The organism is Mesorhizobium sp. M0051 (genome assembly GCF_040323235.1).
Classification (GTDB): Bacteria; Pseudomonadota; Alphaproteobacteria; order Rhizobiales; family Rhizobiaceae; genus Mesorhizobium.
This window is the reverse complement of the sequence record NZ_JAMYUT010000004.1, coordinates 97988-114681: the sequence shown is the minus strand read 5'-3', so window position 1 is coordinate 114681 and position 16694 is coordinate 97988. Positions and strand designations below refer to the sequence as shown.

Below are 16694 nucleotides of genomic sequence, written 5' to 3'. Positions count from 1 at the left end.
GTTGGCTGAGCTCACGCCCCTGTGTTGCTGGAGGTGCGATGTCTGGAGGCAACGATCCACATCTTTCTCGACGCGCGTTCCTCATCAAATACATTCTCAAGTGGGCGGCTCAGCTGTTAAGGTTAACAGAAGGTAAATCAACAACATCTAAATTTCAGCTTGTGTCTCATTCTTACTCGAATAGCTTGTCCGTAGGCGGAATTTCGAGGACAGATGATGGATGCTGCAAGGGCTGCAAGCAATACGTCCGGCGCGGTCAGCGCAGCCGGGGATTCGGTGCTGAATCGATCGATTATGCAACTGCTGGAGCATGTCGATTATCGCCTCATCACCGGGGGTGAGGATTTGGAGGCGATTTACCGGCTTCGCTATAAATCCTATCTGCGCTCAGGCATGTGCGGCCCAATCGCCAGCGGGATGTTCGAGGATCGCTGGGACAATCTGCCCAATTCCTACCGGTTCGGTGTCTATTGCTATGGCGAATTGGTCAGCACGATCCGCTTCCATTACATTTCCAGCGAGCACCCGAATTCGCCCTCCGTCGATGCCTATCCGGAAATACTGATCGAGCGACTTGCCCGCGGAGAAACCTTCATCGACGGAACCCGCTTCGCAACCGATCCTGACGGTGCGCCGGCGCCCGGAGTGCTGCCTTTCCTGACCCTCAGGCTAGCCATGGTGGCCTCGCGCTATTTTGGCCAGAACTCGGTGCTTACGCCGGTCAAGATCGAGCATTCCAATTTTTATTCCCGTTACTTCAATGCCGTGCAGAGGACCGAGGGAAAAGTATTTCCGGGCGTTCTTACCAAGATCGCATTGTTCGAAATCCCCGCCGGCGAGAATATGCGACTGACGCTCGAACGGTTCCCATTCTTCAGGTCGACGCCGATGGAACAGCGGCTGATGTTTGCCAATCCGGCCATCAACCGACTGACACCCCTGTCGATTGTTCCAACAGCGAAATATTATCGCGACGCCGCCTGAGGCTTCCGATTTTTGCGGAGCGTCCGGAGCTTTCCGGCCAGACAGGCGTTCTGATGAAGGCGGCGCGTTGACGCTCCGCGTCTCCATTTCGACGGATTTGCCAGAAGGAACCCAACATGACCATTTCCACGCTAGCGCTCACCCCGCTCATCTCGCTGATCGCCGGCGTGCTGATCCTCGTCATGCCAAGGCTGTTGAACTATATTGTCGCGCTCTATCTGATCGTCGTCGGACTGCTCGGGCTTTTCCCGCATCTTGCCGGTTGAGGCAGCGCAAGCGCCCCGCCTCGACGCTTTCGAAGTATCTTTCCACATCAGGCGGCCGGACCCAGTGTCGAGCGCGGCGTCGCGTCGGCAGCCGGCTTCAATTTTCCCTTGAGGCAGTTGTTGGCTGCGATGCGGCAATAGCGCCATTGCTCTCGGCCCGGCTTTTCGCTATGTGCCTGAAAGATGTCTTCGAAGGGGTATTCCTATGGCTGATCACTCGCCGACCGGTCCTGTCGAACTGGGCGCGAAGATGGACTATGCCGAGCATGATCGCACTTATGCGGGCTTCCTCAGGCTGGCCAAATACGGATCGCTTTTCTGCGGAGCCCTGCTCTTGGCGATGGCTTTCGGCTTTTTCGCGGGCGGCTTCTTCTCTGCTACCATCCTGTTCGCGCTGATTATGGCCGTCGGCGCCCTTATTCTCCGATAGATTTCCGACTTTTTGTCCACGGCGCCGCCGCGAGGCCGGCCGGCGTCTTGCGGGAACGAGCTTCCGGCCGAAAGGATCATGCGGTGGGACAGACTGTTTTCATCCCTCGTGAGCTCGACGCGAACGAGCCGCGCGTCGCGGCTTCACCCGATACGGTGAAGCGGCTGGCGGCGCTGGGCTTCGAAATCGTCGTCGAAACCGGTGCAGGCACGAGATCGCGCATCCCCGACGAGGAATTCGCCAAGGCCGGTGCCGCTATCGGCAAGGCTTCCGATATCGCCAAGGCCGATGTGGTGCTGAAAGTGCGCCGGCCGACGGATCTCGAGCTGAAGAGCTACAAGCTAGGCACTGCGGTCATCGCCATCATGGATCCCTATGGCAACGATGCCGCCGTGGCAGCCCTTGCCAAGGCCGGCGTGACCGCATTCTCGATGGAATTCATGCCGCGCATCACCCGGGCGCAGTCGATGGACGTTCTGTCGTCGCAGGCCAACCTCGCCGGCTATCAGGCGGTGATCGACGGCGCTTCGGAATATGACCGGGCATTGCCGATGATGATGACTGCGGCAGGCACGGTGCCCGCGGCAAAGGTCTTCATCATGGGCGTCGGCGTTGCCGGCCTGCAGGCGATCGCCACCGCGCGCCGGCTTGGTGCGGTCGTCACTGCCACCGACGTTCGCCCCGCCGCCAAGGAACAGGTCGCCTCGCTCGGCGCGAAATTCCTGGCGGTCGAGGACGACGAGTTCAAGGCCGCCGAGACGGCAGGCGGCTACGCCAAGGAAATGTCCAGGGAATACCAGGCCAAACAGGCGGCATTGACCGCCGAACATATCGCCAAACAGGATATCGTCATCACCACGGCGCTGATCCCGGGCCGGCCGGCACCGAAGCTGGTGTCCGCCGCCATGGTCGCCTCGATGAAGCCGGGTTCGGTGCTCGTCGACCTGGCCGTCGAGCGGGGCGGCAACGTCGAGGGGGCCGAAGCCGGCAAGGTCGTCACCACGGCCAACAACGTCAAGATCGTCGGCCATCTCAATGTGCCTGGCCGTGTCGCGGCGTCGGCATCGCTGCTTTACGCCAGGAACCTGTTCGCCTTCCTCGAGACGCTGGTCGACAAGACGACGAAGACGCTTGCCATCAATCGCGATGACGACCTGGTCAAGGCGACGATGCTGACCGACGGCGGCAAGATCGTGCATCCTGCTTTCATAAAGGCCGACCGGCAGCCGCGTGTCGAGCCGGCTGCAATCCCGGCCAAGACCATGGTCGCCGATGCTTCGGCCAAGCCGAAGAAGGCCGCTCCCAAGAAGGCAGCCGCAGCCAGGTCGCCCTCGTCGAAGTCGAAAGGCATTGCGTGATGGATCAGACCCTGCAGAAAGCCCTCGACCAGCTCGACCAGGCCTCCGCCGCCGTTCGGCTGGCGGTGCAGAATATGGCGGCCGCGCCCGGCGGCGCCGAGGCGGCGGGTGGTGCCGCGCACGCTTTATCCGGCGGTGCCATCGATCCCTTCGTTTTCCGTTTCGCCATCTTCGTGCTGGCGATCTTCGTCGGCTATTATGTCGTCTGGTCGGTCACCCCCGCTTTGCACACGCCGCTGATGGCCGTCACCAACGCCATCTCCTCGGTCATCGTCGTTGGCGCATTGTTGGCCGTCGGCATCGCGGCCTCCGGCATCGCCGCGGGCTTCGGCTTCGTCGCCTTGATGCTGGTCTCGGTCAACATCTTCGGCGGCTTCCTCGTCACCCAGCGCATGCTGGCCATGTACAAGAAGAAGGACAAGTAGAGCGCCATGAACGCCAACTTCGCGTCCTTCCTCTACCTTGTTTCAGGTGTCCTGTTCATCATGGCGCTGCGCGGGCTGTCGCACCCGACCACCAGCCGCCAGGGCAACCTCTACGGCATGATCGGCATGGGCATCGCTCTTTGCACCACATTGGCGCTGGCGCTGCCCTCCGCCGGACGCTTCGGCCTGATCGTGCTTGGCCTTGCCATTGGCGGCGGCGTCGGCGCCGTCACCGCGCGGCGCATCGCCATGACCTCGATGCCGCAGCTGGTCGCCGCCTTCCATTCGCTCGTCGGCCTTGCCGCCGTCATGGTGGCGGCCGCGGCCATCTATGCGCCGGAAAGTTTTGGCATCGGCACGGTCGCCGACATCCACGCCCAGGCGCTGATCGAGATGAGCCTCGGCGTCGCCATCGGCGCCATCACCTTCACCGGCTCGGTCATCGCGTTCTTGAAGCTCGATGGCCGCATGTCCGGCAAGCCGATCATGATCGGCGGCCGCCACTTCATCAACGCAGCCCTTGGCATCGCGCTGATCGTGCTGATCGTGCTGCTGGTTGCGAGCGAGTCCAAGTTGGTGTTCTGGCTGATTGTGGCGGCGTCGCTGGTGCTCGGCATCCTGCTCATCATCCCGATCGGCGGCGCCGACATGCCGGTCGTCGTGTCGATGCTCAATTCGTATTCGGGTTGGGCGGCGGGCGCACTCGGCTTCACGCTCGGCAATCTGGCACTGATCATCACCGGCGCGCTGGTCGGCTCGTCCGGCGCGATCCTGTCCTACATCATGTGCAAGGGCATGAACCGAAGCTTTATCTCGGTCATCCTCGGCGGCTTCGGCGGTGAGACGGCAGCTCAAGCCGACGACGGCATCGAGCGCACCGTCAAGCAGGGCTCGGCAGACGACGCCGCCTACCTGATGATGAACGCGCAGAAAGTCATCATCGTGCCCGGCTACGGCATGGCGGTCGCCCAGGCCCAGCACGCGCTGCGCGAAATGGCCGACAAGCTCAAGGCTAACGGCGTCGACGTGAAGTACGCCATCCATCCGGTCGCGGGCCGCATGCCCGGCCACATGAACGTGCTGCTCGCCGAAGCCAACGTGCCTTACGACGAAGTGTTCGAACTGGAGGACATCAACTCCGAATTCGCGCAGGCCGATGTCGCCTATGTCATCGGCGCCAACGACGTCACCAACCCGTCCGCCCGCGACGACAAGTCGTCGCCGATCTACGGCATGCCGATCCTCGACGTCGACAAGGCCCGCACCTGCCTGTTCGTCAAGCGCTCGCTCGGCTCCGGCTATGCCGGCATCGACAACACGCTGTTCTACAAGGACGGCACCATGATGCTGCTTGGCGACGCCAAGAAGATGACCGAAGAAATCGTCAAGGCGATGGATCACTGATGAGCGATCGGCACTGAGACGCGCCAGGAAGCGCCCGGCCTCTTGCCGGGCTTTTTCTTGGCGTGTCGGCTGTTCGGGGCTACGATAACGAATTCCTGTCCCGCTGACGGGATTGTCGTCAACGGAGACGTTGGTGCCCGACCCAATAGCATCGCCGCCCACTGGGAAAGCGCCGCGCAAGCTTGGCCAGGCGGTGGTGATCGTGCATGGCATGGGCGAACAGCGGCCGATGGACACGCTGCGCGGCTTTGTCCAGGCTGTCTGGAGCCATGACCCCGCCCGCGCGCCGTTTTATGCCCGAGTCGCCGATCCGGCCGACCCCGCCGGCGCGAAGATCAACCAGAGCTGGATCACACCCGACAGCCGGACAAATTCATACGAACTTCGCCGCATCACCACGCCTTATGATGTAGATGGCCGTCGCACCGATTTCTACGAGCTTTACTGGGCCGACATCACCCAGGGCACGACGCGGGGGCGGCTCGCCGCCTGGGTGACAAATCTGCTGTGGCGCAGGCCGACCGATATTCCTCCCGACGCCCGCCAGCTCTACATCGTCACGCTTCTTGCCGTCATCGTCGCCCTGTGCGCGGCGCTCGCGCTCGCGACGTCGGTTTGGCAGCAGCATATCTCCTTGGCCGCCGGCCTGCTCGTCACCATCCTGGCTTCGCTGATCATCTGGTTGGTGGACCGGTTCGGCATTCCCTATTTCGGCGATGTTGCGGCCTATATGCGTGCGGAAGCGGCGACCGTCGAGAAGCGAGCGCTGATCCGCGATCGCGGCCTGCGGCTGCTGAAACGTCTGATGATGGACGATGCCTACGACCGGATCGTGCTGGTTTCGCACAGCCTTGGATCGATGATCGCCTATGATCTCCTGCAGATATTGTGGGCCGATTTCAGGCCCCGAGAACTGGAGGCCATCCGCGACAGGGCCAAACTGAAAGCGATCCGTGCCATCGACAAGGCGACCCTTGTTGCCGATGGCTCCGCATGGCCCAGCAAGCTGGACGACCTCGCCGGCTTCCGACGTGATCAGTGGGAGCTCTACCGGCAACTGCGAACTGCGGATGCCGACCATCCGCTGCCATGGAAGATCAGCGATTTCATCACACTCGGCAGTCCGCTGACCCACAGCGAGTTTCTGGTGACGAACAATCTCGCCGAATTCAGGCGCGGCATGGCCGAGCGACTGTTCTCGGCATGCCCGCCGATTGCCGAAGGGCCAGCGGCCGGTGGCACCGTGCTTTATCAGGAGGGACGCAGCCCGTCAGGCAAACCGCGGCGAGCGGTGCATCACGGCGCGGTGTTTGCCGCGACGCGCTGGACCAACATCTTCGACGGGGGCAATGGCTGGTTGACGGGCGACCCGATTTCGGGACCGATGGCTGAAAAGTTCGGCCCCGGCGTGGAGAATATCCAGGTCGAGCTGCGCGGTTCCCTCGGCCGCATCTTCACCCACACACTGTACTGGTCGTTGACGGCGACCGGCGTCGAGGCCGGCGCTCGGCCGCGCTCGCACCTTGCCGTGCTGCGCGATGCTGTCGACCTCGGCCGCAAACTGGAGCCGAGTAAGCCACCGCCGGCGTAAGAATAATGGTGGTGGGTCTGGCTCAAATGTCCAGGTTGGCGACCGACAGCGCGTTGTCCTGGATGAATTCGCGCCTCGGTTCGACTTCATCGCCCATCAGCCGCGAGAACAGGCTGTCCGCATCGGTCGCGTCATTGACCTTGACCTGCAGCAGCGAGCGCACGTTCGGATCGAGCGTGGTCTCCCAGAGCTGTTCGGCGTTCATTTCGCCGAGACCCTTGTAGCGTTGCATGGTCAGGCCCTTGCGGCCGGTCGCAAAGACGGCATTGAGCAGCGCCAGCGGCCCCGAGATGGTTTCGGAGACATCCTTGCGGCGCAGCACCGGCGGCGACCCATAGACCTCGCTGAGGCGCTGAGCGTAGCGGTCGAGCTGGCGTGCATCGGCCGAGTTGATCAGCGCCAGATCGAGATGCGCGTATTCCTTGACGCTGCGCACCGTGCGCTCGAACACATAGCCGCCGACACCTTCATTCGAGGTCGACATGCGGCCGGTCCAGCCGCGCTCGGTGTCCTCGGCGATGATGTCGAGGCGTTTTGCAATCCGCTCCGCCATGGCATTGGCGCGGCCAAGATCGGTGAAGACGTCCGGGTTGAGCCCCCCGGCGATCGCCGCCTGTTCGACCACGCCCCTGTTATAGCGTGTATGCAGGCCGTTGATCAGCTGGCGCACGGCCAGCGCATCATCGATGGCGCCGCGCAGGTCCTGCCCGGCGCGCACTTCGCCGGAGCCGAGCGTAAGCGACGCTTCTTCCAGTCCTGAACCGATCAGGAACTCCTCGAAGGCGCCTTCGTCCTTGATGTATTGAGAGCTCTTGCCGCGCGTCACTTTGTAGAGCGGCGGCTGGGCGATGTAGAGATGGCCGCGCTCGATCAATTCCGGCATCTGGCGGAAGAAGAAGGTGAGCAGCAAGGTGCGGATATGGGCGCCGTCGACGTCGGCGTCGGTCATCAGGATGATCTTGTGATAGCGCAGTTTGTCGGCGTTGAACTCATCCTTGCCGATCGAGGTGCCGAGCGCGGTGATCAGCGTGCCGATCATGTCGGAGCCGAGCATGCGGTCGAAGCGCGCCCGCTCGACATTGAGGATCTTGCCGCGCAAGGGCAGGATCGCCTGGTTCTGGCGCGAACGCCCACCCTTGGCCGAGCCGCCGGCGGAATCGCCCTCGACGATGAAGATTTCGGATTTTGCCGGGTCGCGTTCCTGGCAATCGGCCAGCTTGCCGGGAAGCGAGGTAACGCCGAGCGAACTCTTGCGGGTGATGTCACGCGCTTTGCGTGCCGCTTCACGCGCCGCCGCTGCCTGAATCACCTTGTCGACGACCACCTTGCCCTCTGCCGGGTGCTCCTCCAGCCAGGTGCCAAGCGCTTCGTTGACCAGTCCTTCGACAACGGGCCGGACTTCCGACGAGACCAGCTTGTCCTTGGTTTGCGAGGAGAATTTCGGATCTGGAACCTTGACCGACAGCACCGCCGTCAAGCCTTCGCGGCAATCGTCACCGATCAGCGAGACCTTTTCCTTCTTCGTTAGGCCCGAGGAGTCGCCATAGCCGGTGATCTGGCGCGTCAGCGCGCCGCGAAAGCCGGCTAGATGTGTGCCGCCATCGCGCTGCGGGATGTTGTTGGTGAAGGCCAGCACGTTCTCGTGGTAGCTGTCGTTCCACCACATCGCCACTTCGACGGTTATCCCGTCGCGCTCAGCCTTGATAGCGATCGGCTTGTCGATCAGCGGCTTCTTGACCCGGTCGAGATATTTGACGAATTCTTCCAGTCCGCCATCATAGTGCAGTTCATGGCGCACGACGTCGGCGTGACGGGCGTCGCTCAGGACGATGCGCACGCCGGAATTGAGGAAAGCAAGCTCACGCAGCCGGTGTTCCAGCGTCCCGAAGTCGAATTCGACCATGGTGAAGGTCTCGGTCGACGGGAAGAAGGTGATCTCGCTGCCGCTGCGCCCTTCATAGGTGCCCGGCTGCTTGTCCTGCTCATAGCTGCCCGTCGCCTTCAGCGGCGCGTCGGCATTGCCATGCGTGAAGCTCATCTCGAAGATCTGGCCGTTACGGCGGATTTTCAGTTTCAACCAGGCCGAAAGCGCATTGACCACCGAGACGCCGACGCCATGCAGGCCGCCCGAGACCTTGTAGGAGTTCTGGTCGAACTTGCCGCCGGCATGCAGCTGCGTCATGATCACTTCAGCCGCCGAAATGCCTTCTCCGGTGTGGATATCGGTCGGAATGCCGCGCCCATTGTCGATCACGGTGACCGAACCGTCGGGGTTCAGCGTCACGGTGACGAGGTCGGCATGACCGGCCAGCGCCTCATCGATCGCGTTGTCGACCACCTCATAGACCATGTGATGCAGGCCGGAACCGTCGTCGGTGTCGCCGATATACATGCCGGGGCGTTTGCGGACAGCATCCAACCCCTTCAAAACCTTGATGGAATCGGCGCCGTATTCGGCTTCAGCGCCGCTGATGTTGTCGATCTGATCGCTCATGAAAACCTGTTGTCTGGATGCCGCTCGCACGGCGCGGAAAATTGGCCCCGAATCGCGCCTCTGATATGCACTAGATATAGGCGCTAAAGGCGGTTTTTCCAAGGTTTGCAGGCATTTCCCCGGGAATGAGCCGGCTGTCCATGACGCGCTCTCGCCAGGCCTTATCTGGCTTTGGCCAGCCGGTCCCTGAGAAACTTGATCATGAACTTGTAGCGCGGCGCCAGCCGCCCGGTCCGATCAAGTTCCAGCGTCATGTCGAGCGCCCGCGCAAGCACGGCCTTGGGGCTTTTCGCGACCTGGGCGTAGTCGACATAGGCAACCACCAGATCACGCTGCCAGGTGGCGTTGTTCGGGTCGGACTGGGCAAGCTGCTGGCGAATGTCGAGACTGTCCTGGAAGGCTTGCCGTGCACCCTTGATGTCGCGTTGCTTGGCCTTGAGCATGCCGATCTCCGACAGCGTGATCGACAGGTCGCGCTGCCAGTCGGCATTGGCCGGATCAAGCTTGGCCAGCCGGTCGGCGATGACGAAACTGTCGGTGTAGGCCTTGAGCGCACCCGCCCGGTCGCCTTGGATCGCCAGAATGCCTGCGACCTTTTCGAGGCTGACGGAGAGGTCGCGCTGCCAATCCGTGTTGTTTGGGTCGCCGGCCGCCAGCACGCGGGCCAGTTCGAGAGCTTGCCTGTAGGCCGACAGCGCATCCGGCCATTTCTCCTGGTCGCTCAGCGCATTGCCGATCTTGGCATAGCCGACCGAGAGGTCGCGCTTCAGCTCGCTGTTGTCCGGGTCGCGGTCCACCAGCCGCTCGACGATCGACTGGCTGGCCCGATAGGCCGCGAGCGCGCCAACCGCATCGCTGCGCTCGCGCTTGAGGTCGCCGATCGTCGTATGGCTGACAGAGACATCGCGCTGCCGCTCTGGATCCTGTGGCTTCTTGTCGGCCAGCGCCAGCCGGATATCCAGGCTTTGCTCATAGGCCGCCTGCGCATTGTCCAACTGGCCGGCGGTGCGCGCCAGCGCGCCGATCTCGTCATAGCTGATGGTCAGGTCGCGCTGCAACTCGGCGCGCTCCGGTTCGTTGTCGGCAAGCTGCTTCTTGATCGACAGGCTTTCCTGGTAGATCTGCGCGGCCCCGGCCAGGTCGCCTTGCGTCACCAGCACATCGCCGATCTTGTCGTCGGCCGTGGCGAAGTCGCCGAACCATGGCAGACGATCGGGCTCGGCCGCGGTCAATTCCCGGAGCATGGTTCTGGCGGCCTGATAGTTCTCAAGCGCTTCCGGCAGGTCGCCCTGCACCAGCCTGATGTTGCCGAGCTTGATGTGGCTGACGGCAAAATCGCGCTTGACGCTCGGATCGCTTTCATGGGCCGAACGCAGCTCGAGATTGGATACAAGCGCCGTAAAGGCGCGGCCTGCGGCATCGGTGTTGCCAACGAGCATATAGAGCTTGCCGAGGTCGTCCAGCGTCCGGATCTGGCGGTCGGCATCGTCCAGCGCCAGCGAGGTTTGCCCGGCCTCGCCGTAAAGGGCCAGCACTGATTCGTAGTCCTTGATGGCCGTGGCATAGTCGAGATCGGCTCGTGCCGCACCGCCGGACAGGAAACGCGTCGCCGCCTCGGACAGCGTGCGGCCGACGAAATTGGCCCTCAAGGCGTTGCGCGAGACATTGTCGATATCGGCGGCCTTGGCGAGGATGGCGCGCGCGCCGTCGAAAGCGCCGAGCGATAGCTGCTCCTCGGCCTGCCGGCGCAGTTCCGTCACTTGCGGATCATCGGAGGCGAGCGTCCTCATTTCGCTGCGCACCTTGACGAAGGCGTCGGCCGCCTCATGCAGCCTGGCGTTCAGGCTGTCCGCCGAGAGGTGGCTGGCGTCGGAGCTGATCAGCGCGCCATAGAGCGGCGCCAGCGGCATGTCGGCATCGCTGGCGATCTGCTCGACCTCGCCGCGCATCTGAGGCGTCACGTCGGCCATGGCGAGCAGCAGGCGCTCGCGCTCCGGCAGTTGTTCCTTGGCCGCTGCGGCAAAGAACAGCTTCGGCAGGCCGCTCTCGACATAGGGCAGCTGCTTGCCGCGCGACAAGTCATAGACCTCCTGCTGCACCAGCGTCAGCACCGAGCGGATCTCGAGCCCGTCAGTGCCGAGATATTTGGTCAGCGCTGTCGTGAACGGCGAGTTCTCGCCGGTCCCGTCGGCCGCCGTCTCACCTGGCGCTGCCGAAAAGGCGAACAGGATGTTTTCGGCGCGGCCAATTCGGCCGAGCCCCGGCCTAACTTTCTCCGCGACGTCCTTTGCCAGCGATGTCACGCCTCGACCTTCGCTCACCGTGCCCGAAAACGGATCGCTGCGGCAGGCGTCGAGCATGATCAAGCCAACCTTGGCTGTGGCGGCCACGGCGTCGCGCACCTCCTCCAGTGGTAGGCTGGTCTTCTCCAGAGCATCGAGCGAGGACACGTCGGCATCGACCGGAAGCAACCGGTTGTCGCCTGATATCTCGACGCCGTGGCCGGAGAAATAGGCCAGCGCAACGTCGGCGCCTCTGGCATCCTGGCGAAAATCGTCGAGCGCGCGGCGCATGCGCCGCAGATCGCGATTGGTTTCGAGAACGACCTCGAAGCCGAGCTTCTTCAGCGCCGCCTCCATTGCCTCGCCGTCATGGACCGGATTGGCGAGCGGCCGGACCAGCCGGTAGTTATCGATGGCGATGACCAGCGCCACGCGCCGCTCCGCCACTGCCGCGGCGGTGGTCGTGAGCATCAGCAGCAAGGCAAACAGCAAACGCAAGGCGAACTGCCCCCCGGCTCGTTCATCTGCGCGAACATTCCATCTCTTTATGGCATGAGCAAGCCGGGCTTTTGGCGCAAGGCCGGCGCGTCAGGCAGCCCGCATCGGCTTCAAAGCCTCGCTCCAGCGCAGCAGCTCGTCGAGCATGGTCTTGGCGCCGCCCTGCACCTGCTCGCTGGCGTTGAAAGCGCCTTTTTCGTCGAGCAGTTTCTGATACATCGGCAGCGCGACACCTTCCGGGATCGGCATGACGCCCACCGAGGTCAGCAGTGGCTTCAGCGCCTGCGCCGCGCGCAGGCCGCCGGACACGCCGCCATAGCTGAAAATGCCGGCGGGCTTGTATGTCCATTCGCGCAGCAGATAGTCGATCGCGTTGACGATCGCCGGCGCCACGAAATAATTGTATTCCGGCGCGACGAAGACAAAGGCATCGGCGGCATCGATGGCTTTCGACCAAGCCTTGGTATGGTCGTTCTGGTATTTGCCAAGCCTTGGATGGTGCGGCTCGTCCAGCACCGGCAGATTGAACACCGCGATGTCGGTCAGCACCGGCTCGAATTTCCCGTGTTCGCGCGCGAATCTCTCCAGCCAGTCGGCGAAAACCGGTCCGGCGCGGCCTGGCCGCGTGCTGCCGATGATGATGTTCAACTGGTGCTTCAAGGCTGGCTCCCAAGGCTGGCGGTATCTGTTGGTGACCGTGACCTATGGCAGAGCATGGCTGTGGACAAGGCGACACCGCCAGGAGGGCGGTCACAATCGGCTGAACGGACTGTCTGCCGCACATCCCAGGCCGCACAATTTGCGCCTGCCGTCCGGTCACATGGACGCCCGGGTCGCCAGCCACTACATTGTGGTATCAGCGGAGCAGCCCATGGACGTCCAGCCCGCCCCCTTTGTTCCCCCGGCGCCGAAGCCTCGCACGACGCCGCCCTCGACGCTGGAGATGATCCGCATCGTCTACCGCAACCCGCTCGAACTGTGGGGGGAGCATACCTACAACGAGCCCTGGATTTCGGCGAGTGGCGTTGGTGGACATCTGATTGTTGCCAACGATCCCGGCCTGATCCGCCACGTGCTGGTCGACAACGCCAAGAATTACAAGATGGCGACTGTGCGCCAGAAAATCCTGCGGCCGATCCTGCGCGACGGCTTGCTGACCGCCGAGGGCGAGGTGTGGAGGCGGTCGCGCAAGGCGATGGCGCCGGTGTTCACGCCGCGCCATATCTTCGGCTTTGCCCAGCCGATGCTTCGGCGCACGAGGGAGTTCATCACGCGATATGAAGGCGGCAGCATGTCCGACATCGCCCATGACATGACGCTGCTCACTTACGACATCCTGGCCGAAACGCTGTTCTCCGGTGAGATCGCGGGCGGGCCCGGCAGTTTCGCCAACGAGATCGACCGCCTGTTCGAGACGATGGGCCGCGTCGATCCGCTCGACCTGTTGCGCGCGCCCGACTGGCTGCCACGCCTGACCCGCATCCGCGGCCGCAAGACCATGGCCTATTTCCGCAAGATCGTCACCGATACGGTCAAGATGCGCGAGGAGAGATTCAAGCGCGATCCCGATGCCGTGCCGCAGGATTTCCTGACGCTGCTGCTCAAGGCCGAAGGCCCTGATGGGCTGACGCGAGCCGAAGTCGAGGACAACATCATCACCTTCATCGGCGCCGGCCACGAGACTACGGCGCGCGCGCTTGGCTGGACGCTCTATTGCCTTGCGGAATCCCCGTGGGAGCGCAACCGGGTCGAGCAGGAGATCGACCGCGTACTGGCGAGCGAGCCCGATCCGACGAAGTGGCTCGACGCCATGCCGCTGACGCGCGCTGCCTTCGACGAGGCGCTCCGGCTTTATCCGCCGGCGCCGTCCATCAACCGCGAGCCGATCGAACCGGAAATGTGGAAGGATCTCTATATCCCGAAGCACGCCGCTGTGCTGGTGATGCCGTGGGTCGTCCACCGCCACCGGAAGCTTTGGGACAGGCCGGATGCCTTCCTGCCGGAACGCTTCCATCCGGGAAACCGCGAAAAGATCGACCGCTTCCAGTATCTGCCGTTCGGTGCGGGCCCGCGCGTCTGCATCGGCGCCAGCTTCGCCATGCAGGAGGCGATCATCGCGCTGGCGATAATGCTGTCACGCTTCCGCTTCGACACCACCGCGGAGACGAAACCGTGGCCGGTACAGAAACTCACCACCCAGCCGCAAGGTGGCTTGCCGATGCAGGTCACGCCCCGCCAGGTGTGATGATATTCAGGTAATGCCGGCCTGCGAACGATGGCCTCCTGCGCTTCCGGTACTCACGTACCAAAAGTACGCTCCGTTCCGGTTCTCGGATTCCACCGCTCTCGGCTCGGCCTGACCTGAATCTCAACACACCTTCAAGCTGAATGAATTATGCCGCGGGCTTGCGCTGGAACTGGCCGGCGGCGCGGTAGCGCCAGAGGTAGCTGGGCACGATCGTCGCGATCGATTGCGGCTGGATGCCAAGCCCGGCGAGTGTCCGGTTGGCCTTGACCGCCGCGTCCGACACGATGTTGTGCTCGCGCAGCTGTATCACCTGGTCCTTGGTCAGCAGCGGATTGGGCAAGAGGCCGAGGATCGAGGCCAGGATGTTGGCCACCCACCACGGCACCGGCACCAGCATGCGCTTGCGTTCGATCACTTGGAGCAACTCTTCCATGCATTCCTTGAATGTGAGTACCTTGGGGCCGCCGAGTTCATAGATCTGACCGCCATCGACCTTGCCGTCGACCGAGCGCGCCACTGCTTCGGCGACGTCGCCGACATAGACAGGCTGGAATTTGGTCTGGCCGCCTCCGATCAGCGGCAGCACCGGCGAATAGCGCGCCATGTTGGCGAAGCGGTTGAAGAAGGCATCCTCAGGCCCGAAATTGATCGATGGCCGGAAAATGACGGCGTCCTTGATCGTCTCCAGGACGGCCTTTTCGCCGAGCGCCTTGGTGCGCGCATAGTCCGATCCGGAGTTCAGGTCGGCGCCAAGCGCGGAAATATGGGTGAGGCCGGCGCCGACGGCGCGCGCTGCCTCGGCCACGGCGCGGGCGCCGAACTCGTGCACGGCGGGGAATTTCTGCCGGCCGCTCTCATGCAGGACGGCGACCAGATTGACGACGTGGTCGGCACCCTGCACGGCACGGTCTACCGACCAGCGCACGCGCACATTGGCCTGCACCGGCTGGATCTGGCCGACATTGCCGAGCGGCTGCAGATGGCCGGCGAGATCGGGTCGCCGGCAGGCGACGCGGATGCGATAGCCGCGCTTTGCCAGCGCGCGCACGACATGGCGGCCGACAAAGCCTGACCCGCCAAAGACGACGACGAGCTTTGGGGTCTGCAGGATTTCGGTCATGGCTGGCTCCGGCGCTCGCAAGCTTGGCTGAAGCCGTTTCATAATCGGTTTCGCGCCAAAGGCAAAGGGTGACGCGTGGTCGCTGCCAGCCTTATCGGAACGCCTCGCCGATGCAGGCAACGACCAAATGGCGGTTGCCGCCATGAAGGATGAAAACAGCAGGGCCGCCGCCCAAAGAAGTGGATGAAAACGCAGAAAACCCCGCCGAAGTGGGGCTTTCCGGGTGACATCCATACGAAGTCAGGGGCCGACGGAGCGGCCTGACCTGAGACGGTATCAGGAGGGCGTGAAGCAAGCACGCCCACCCCAGCCCTGAACATCCGACATGGTGCCGCCGATCTTTCTTGCAGGCCGCGATTAAGTCGGCGCTGCAGTTGGCGGTTTGCTGCTCCCCCCGGTGTGGATCTGGCAAGCTCGCCTTGCCCTGGACAAAGCTGGGTCGCGGCAGCGCGCAGAAAGGTTCAGCGGGGCGCAAAGAAAATTGCACCGCGCCGCGTCTCTGGCGGGCAGAGTCCAGATAACTATCTGATATCCAATGAGTTATTCAGGAAGAATAGCGCGCCGCGAATTCGGAAATGCGCTGCACCACGGCCTTGGACGCGGTGATGCCACGCGCTTGCGCCTTCTCTGTGGCCTCAGCGCGGGCACGACCGGGCACGTGCACGCCGAAGCGCCGCCGCAGCCGGTCGAGCTGGTCCTTCATGCGCTGCTCGAAATCCGGATCGAGCAGCTTGGGTTCGATGGCAAGGACGAACAGCCCGGTGCCGGGACTGTCCGGTCCGCCGCCGAACCATGGCGCGTCGAGCGACCAGTTGGCGCCCGACAGGCCCGCCGCCAGTACTTCGACCATCAGCGCGATGTTGGCGCCGCGCTGGCCGCCGAAGGCAAGCATGGCACCCTTCATGGCGGCGGCCGGATCGGTGGTCGGGTTGCCGCTGGCGTCCAGCGCCCAGCCTTCGGGGATTGTCTTGCCGTCCTCGGCCGCCTTGCGGATGTTGACGAAAGCGGTGGCGCTCGACGACTGGTCGATGACCAGCGGCGCGCCGTCGGCGGCGGGTGCGGCAAACGACATCGGATTGGTGCAGTAGACCGGCTTCACCGAGCCGGAGCCGGCGAGCACGGCCGGGCCGTTGGTGGCGGCGAACGACACCAGCCCCTGTGCTGCCAGCCGGCCAGTAAAATAGCCGAGCGCGCCGCATGTATAGGCGTTCTTCTGCGAGAAGATGGCGACGCCGAACAGTCTTGCCGTCTTGGCGAGGTCATCGATGGTGCGGTCGAAGCCGGTATGCGCCAGCCCGCCGCGCGCGTCGGAGAGGTAGATCGCCAACGCCGGCCGGGTGATCACCGGGTCTGCGTTGCCGTCGATGCGGCCGGCTTCCAGCGCCTCGAGGTAATCGATGAAATGCGAAAACCCGACGGAGGAAACCCCTTCCGACTCGGCTGATATGATCGAAGCGGTTAGCGATTGTGCCGCTTCCTCATTGGCGCCGGCGCCGAGTGCCGCCATCCGGCACAGTCCTTTTGCCTGATCGAGACTGAGTTGCATCACAATGAGTTCCTGGGCGAATGGCAAGTAGGGAGCAGCGGAAATAGC

13 protein-coding genes are annotated in these 16694 nt (G+C 63.3%); 8 read left to right on the top strand and 5 right to left on the bottom strand.

The annotated features are described in order from the left end of the window. The first annotated feature begins 276 nt into the window (after nucleotides 1-276). The 7 genes from NKJ90_RS05960 (at nucleotide 277) to NKJ90_RS05930 (ending at nucleotide 6458) form a co-directional block, all read left to right on the top strand. Nucleotides 277-984 (top strand): N-acyl amino acid synthase FeeM domain-containing protein, encoded by a 708-nt coding sequence (locus NKJ90_RS05960; protein ID WP_352485803.1) that lies wholly within the window; start codon nucleotides 277-279, stop codon nucleotides 982-984. Between the two features lie 116 nt (nucleotides 985-1100). Next, entirely contained in the window at nucleotides 1101-1250 is a 150-nt protein-coding gene (locus tag NKJ90_RS05955; RefSeq protein ID WP_013528205.1) for a DUF3096 domain-containing protein, read from the top strand. A 205-nt stretch (nucleotides 1251-1455) separates the two neighbouring features. Beyond that, nucleotides 1456-1680 carry an aa3-type cytochrome c oxidase subunit IV gene (locus tag NKJ90_RS05950; RefSeq protein ID WP_023761460.1) on the top strand — a complete coding sequence of 75 codons (225 nt, stop codon included), beginning with the start codon at nucleotides 1456-1458 and terminating at the stop codon, nucleotides 1678-1680. Nucleotides 1681-1763: 83 nt separating this feature from the next. Then, nucleotides 1764-3038: a Re/Si-specific NAD(P)(+) transhydrogenase subunit alpha gene (locus tag NKJ90_RS05945; protein WP_023761461.1), complete on the top strand. Its 1275-nt coding sequence runs from the start codon at nucleotides 1764-1766 to the stop codon at nucleotides 3036-3038. Further along, complete coding sequence (locus tag NKJ90_RS05940; RefSeq protein WP_032907925.1) at nucleotides 3038-3463, top strand: proton-translocating transhydrogenase family protein; 426 nt, start codon at nucleotides 3038-3040, stop codon at nucleotides 3461-3463. Before NKJ90_RS05945 ends, NKJ90_RS05940 begins: the two co-directional genes overlap by 1 nt. Nucleotides 3464-3469: 6 nt before the next feature. Continuing rightward, nucleotides 3470-4867 (top strand): NAD(P)(+) transhydrogenase (Re/Si-specific) subunit beta, encoded by a 1398-nt coding sequence (locus tag NKJ90_RS05935; protein ID WP_352485801.1) that lies wholly within the window; start codon nucleotides 3470-3472, stop codon nucleotides 4865-4867. Between the two features lie 133 nt (nucleotides 4868-5000). Continuing rightward, a complete protein-coding gene (locus tag NKJ90_RS05930; RefSeq protein WP_031260776.1) occupies nucleotides 5001-6458 on the top strand; it encodes a hypothetical protein in 1458 nt (485 codons plus the stop codon). 22 nt (nucleotides 6459-6480) lie between these two features. Here NKJ90_RS05930 and gyrB read toward each other — a convergent pair whose 3' ends face one another. The 3 genes from gyrB to NKJ90_RS05915 form a co-directional block, all read right to left on the bottom strand. After that, complete coding sequence (gyrB, locus tag NKJ90_RS05925) at nucleotides 6481-8952, bottom strand: DNA topoisomerase (ATP-hydrolyzing) subunit B (protein WP_023761465.1); 2472 nt, start codon at nucleotides 8950-8952, stop codon at nucleotides 6481-6483. Between the two features lie 161 nt (nucleotides 8953-9113). Beyond that, nucleotides 9114-11732, bottom strand: a complete 2619-nt coding sequence (locus NKJ90_RS05920) for a caspase family protein (RefSeq protein WP_352485799.1) — start codon at nucleotides 11730-11732, stop codon at nucleotides 9114-9116. Between the two features lie 90 nt (nucleotides 11733-11822). After that, entirely contained in the window at nucleotides 11823-12392 is a 570-nt protein-coding gene (locus tag NKJ90_RS05915; RefSeq protein WP_023761467.1) for an NADPH-dependent FMN reductase, read from the bottom strand. Between the two features lie 211 nt (nucleotides 12393-12603). Here NKJ90_RS05915 and NKJ90_RS05910 point away from each other — a divergent pair, with 211 nt between their 5' ends. Next, nucleotides 12604-13977, top strand: coding sequence for a cytochrome P450 (locus NKJ90_RS05910; RefSeq protein ID WP_023761468.1), 1374 nt, complete (start codon nucleotides 12604-12606; stop codon nucleotides 13975-13977). Nucleotides 13978-14125: 148 nt separating this feature from the next. Here NKJ90_RS05910 and NKJ90_RS05905 read toward each other — a convergent pair whose 3' ends face one another. Beyond that, nucleotides 14126-15100 (bottom strand): complex I NDUFA9 subunit family protein, encoded by a 975-nt coding sequence (locus NKJ90_RS05905; protein WP_023761469.1) that lies wholly within the window; start codon nucleotides 15098-15100, stop codon nucleotides 14126-14128. Nucleotides 15101-15644: 544 nt separating this feature from the next. Beyond that, entirely contained in the window at nucleotides 15645-16646 is a 1002-nt protein-coding gene (locus NKJ90_RS05900) for an Ldh family oxidoreductase (RefSeq protein ID WP_023761470.1), read from the bottom strand. Nucleotides 16647-16694 lie beyond the last annotated feature (48 nt).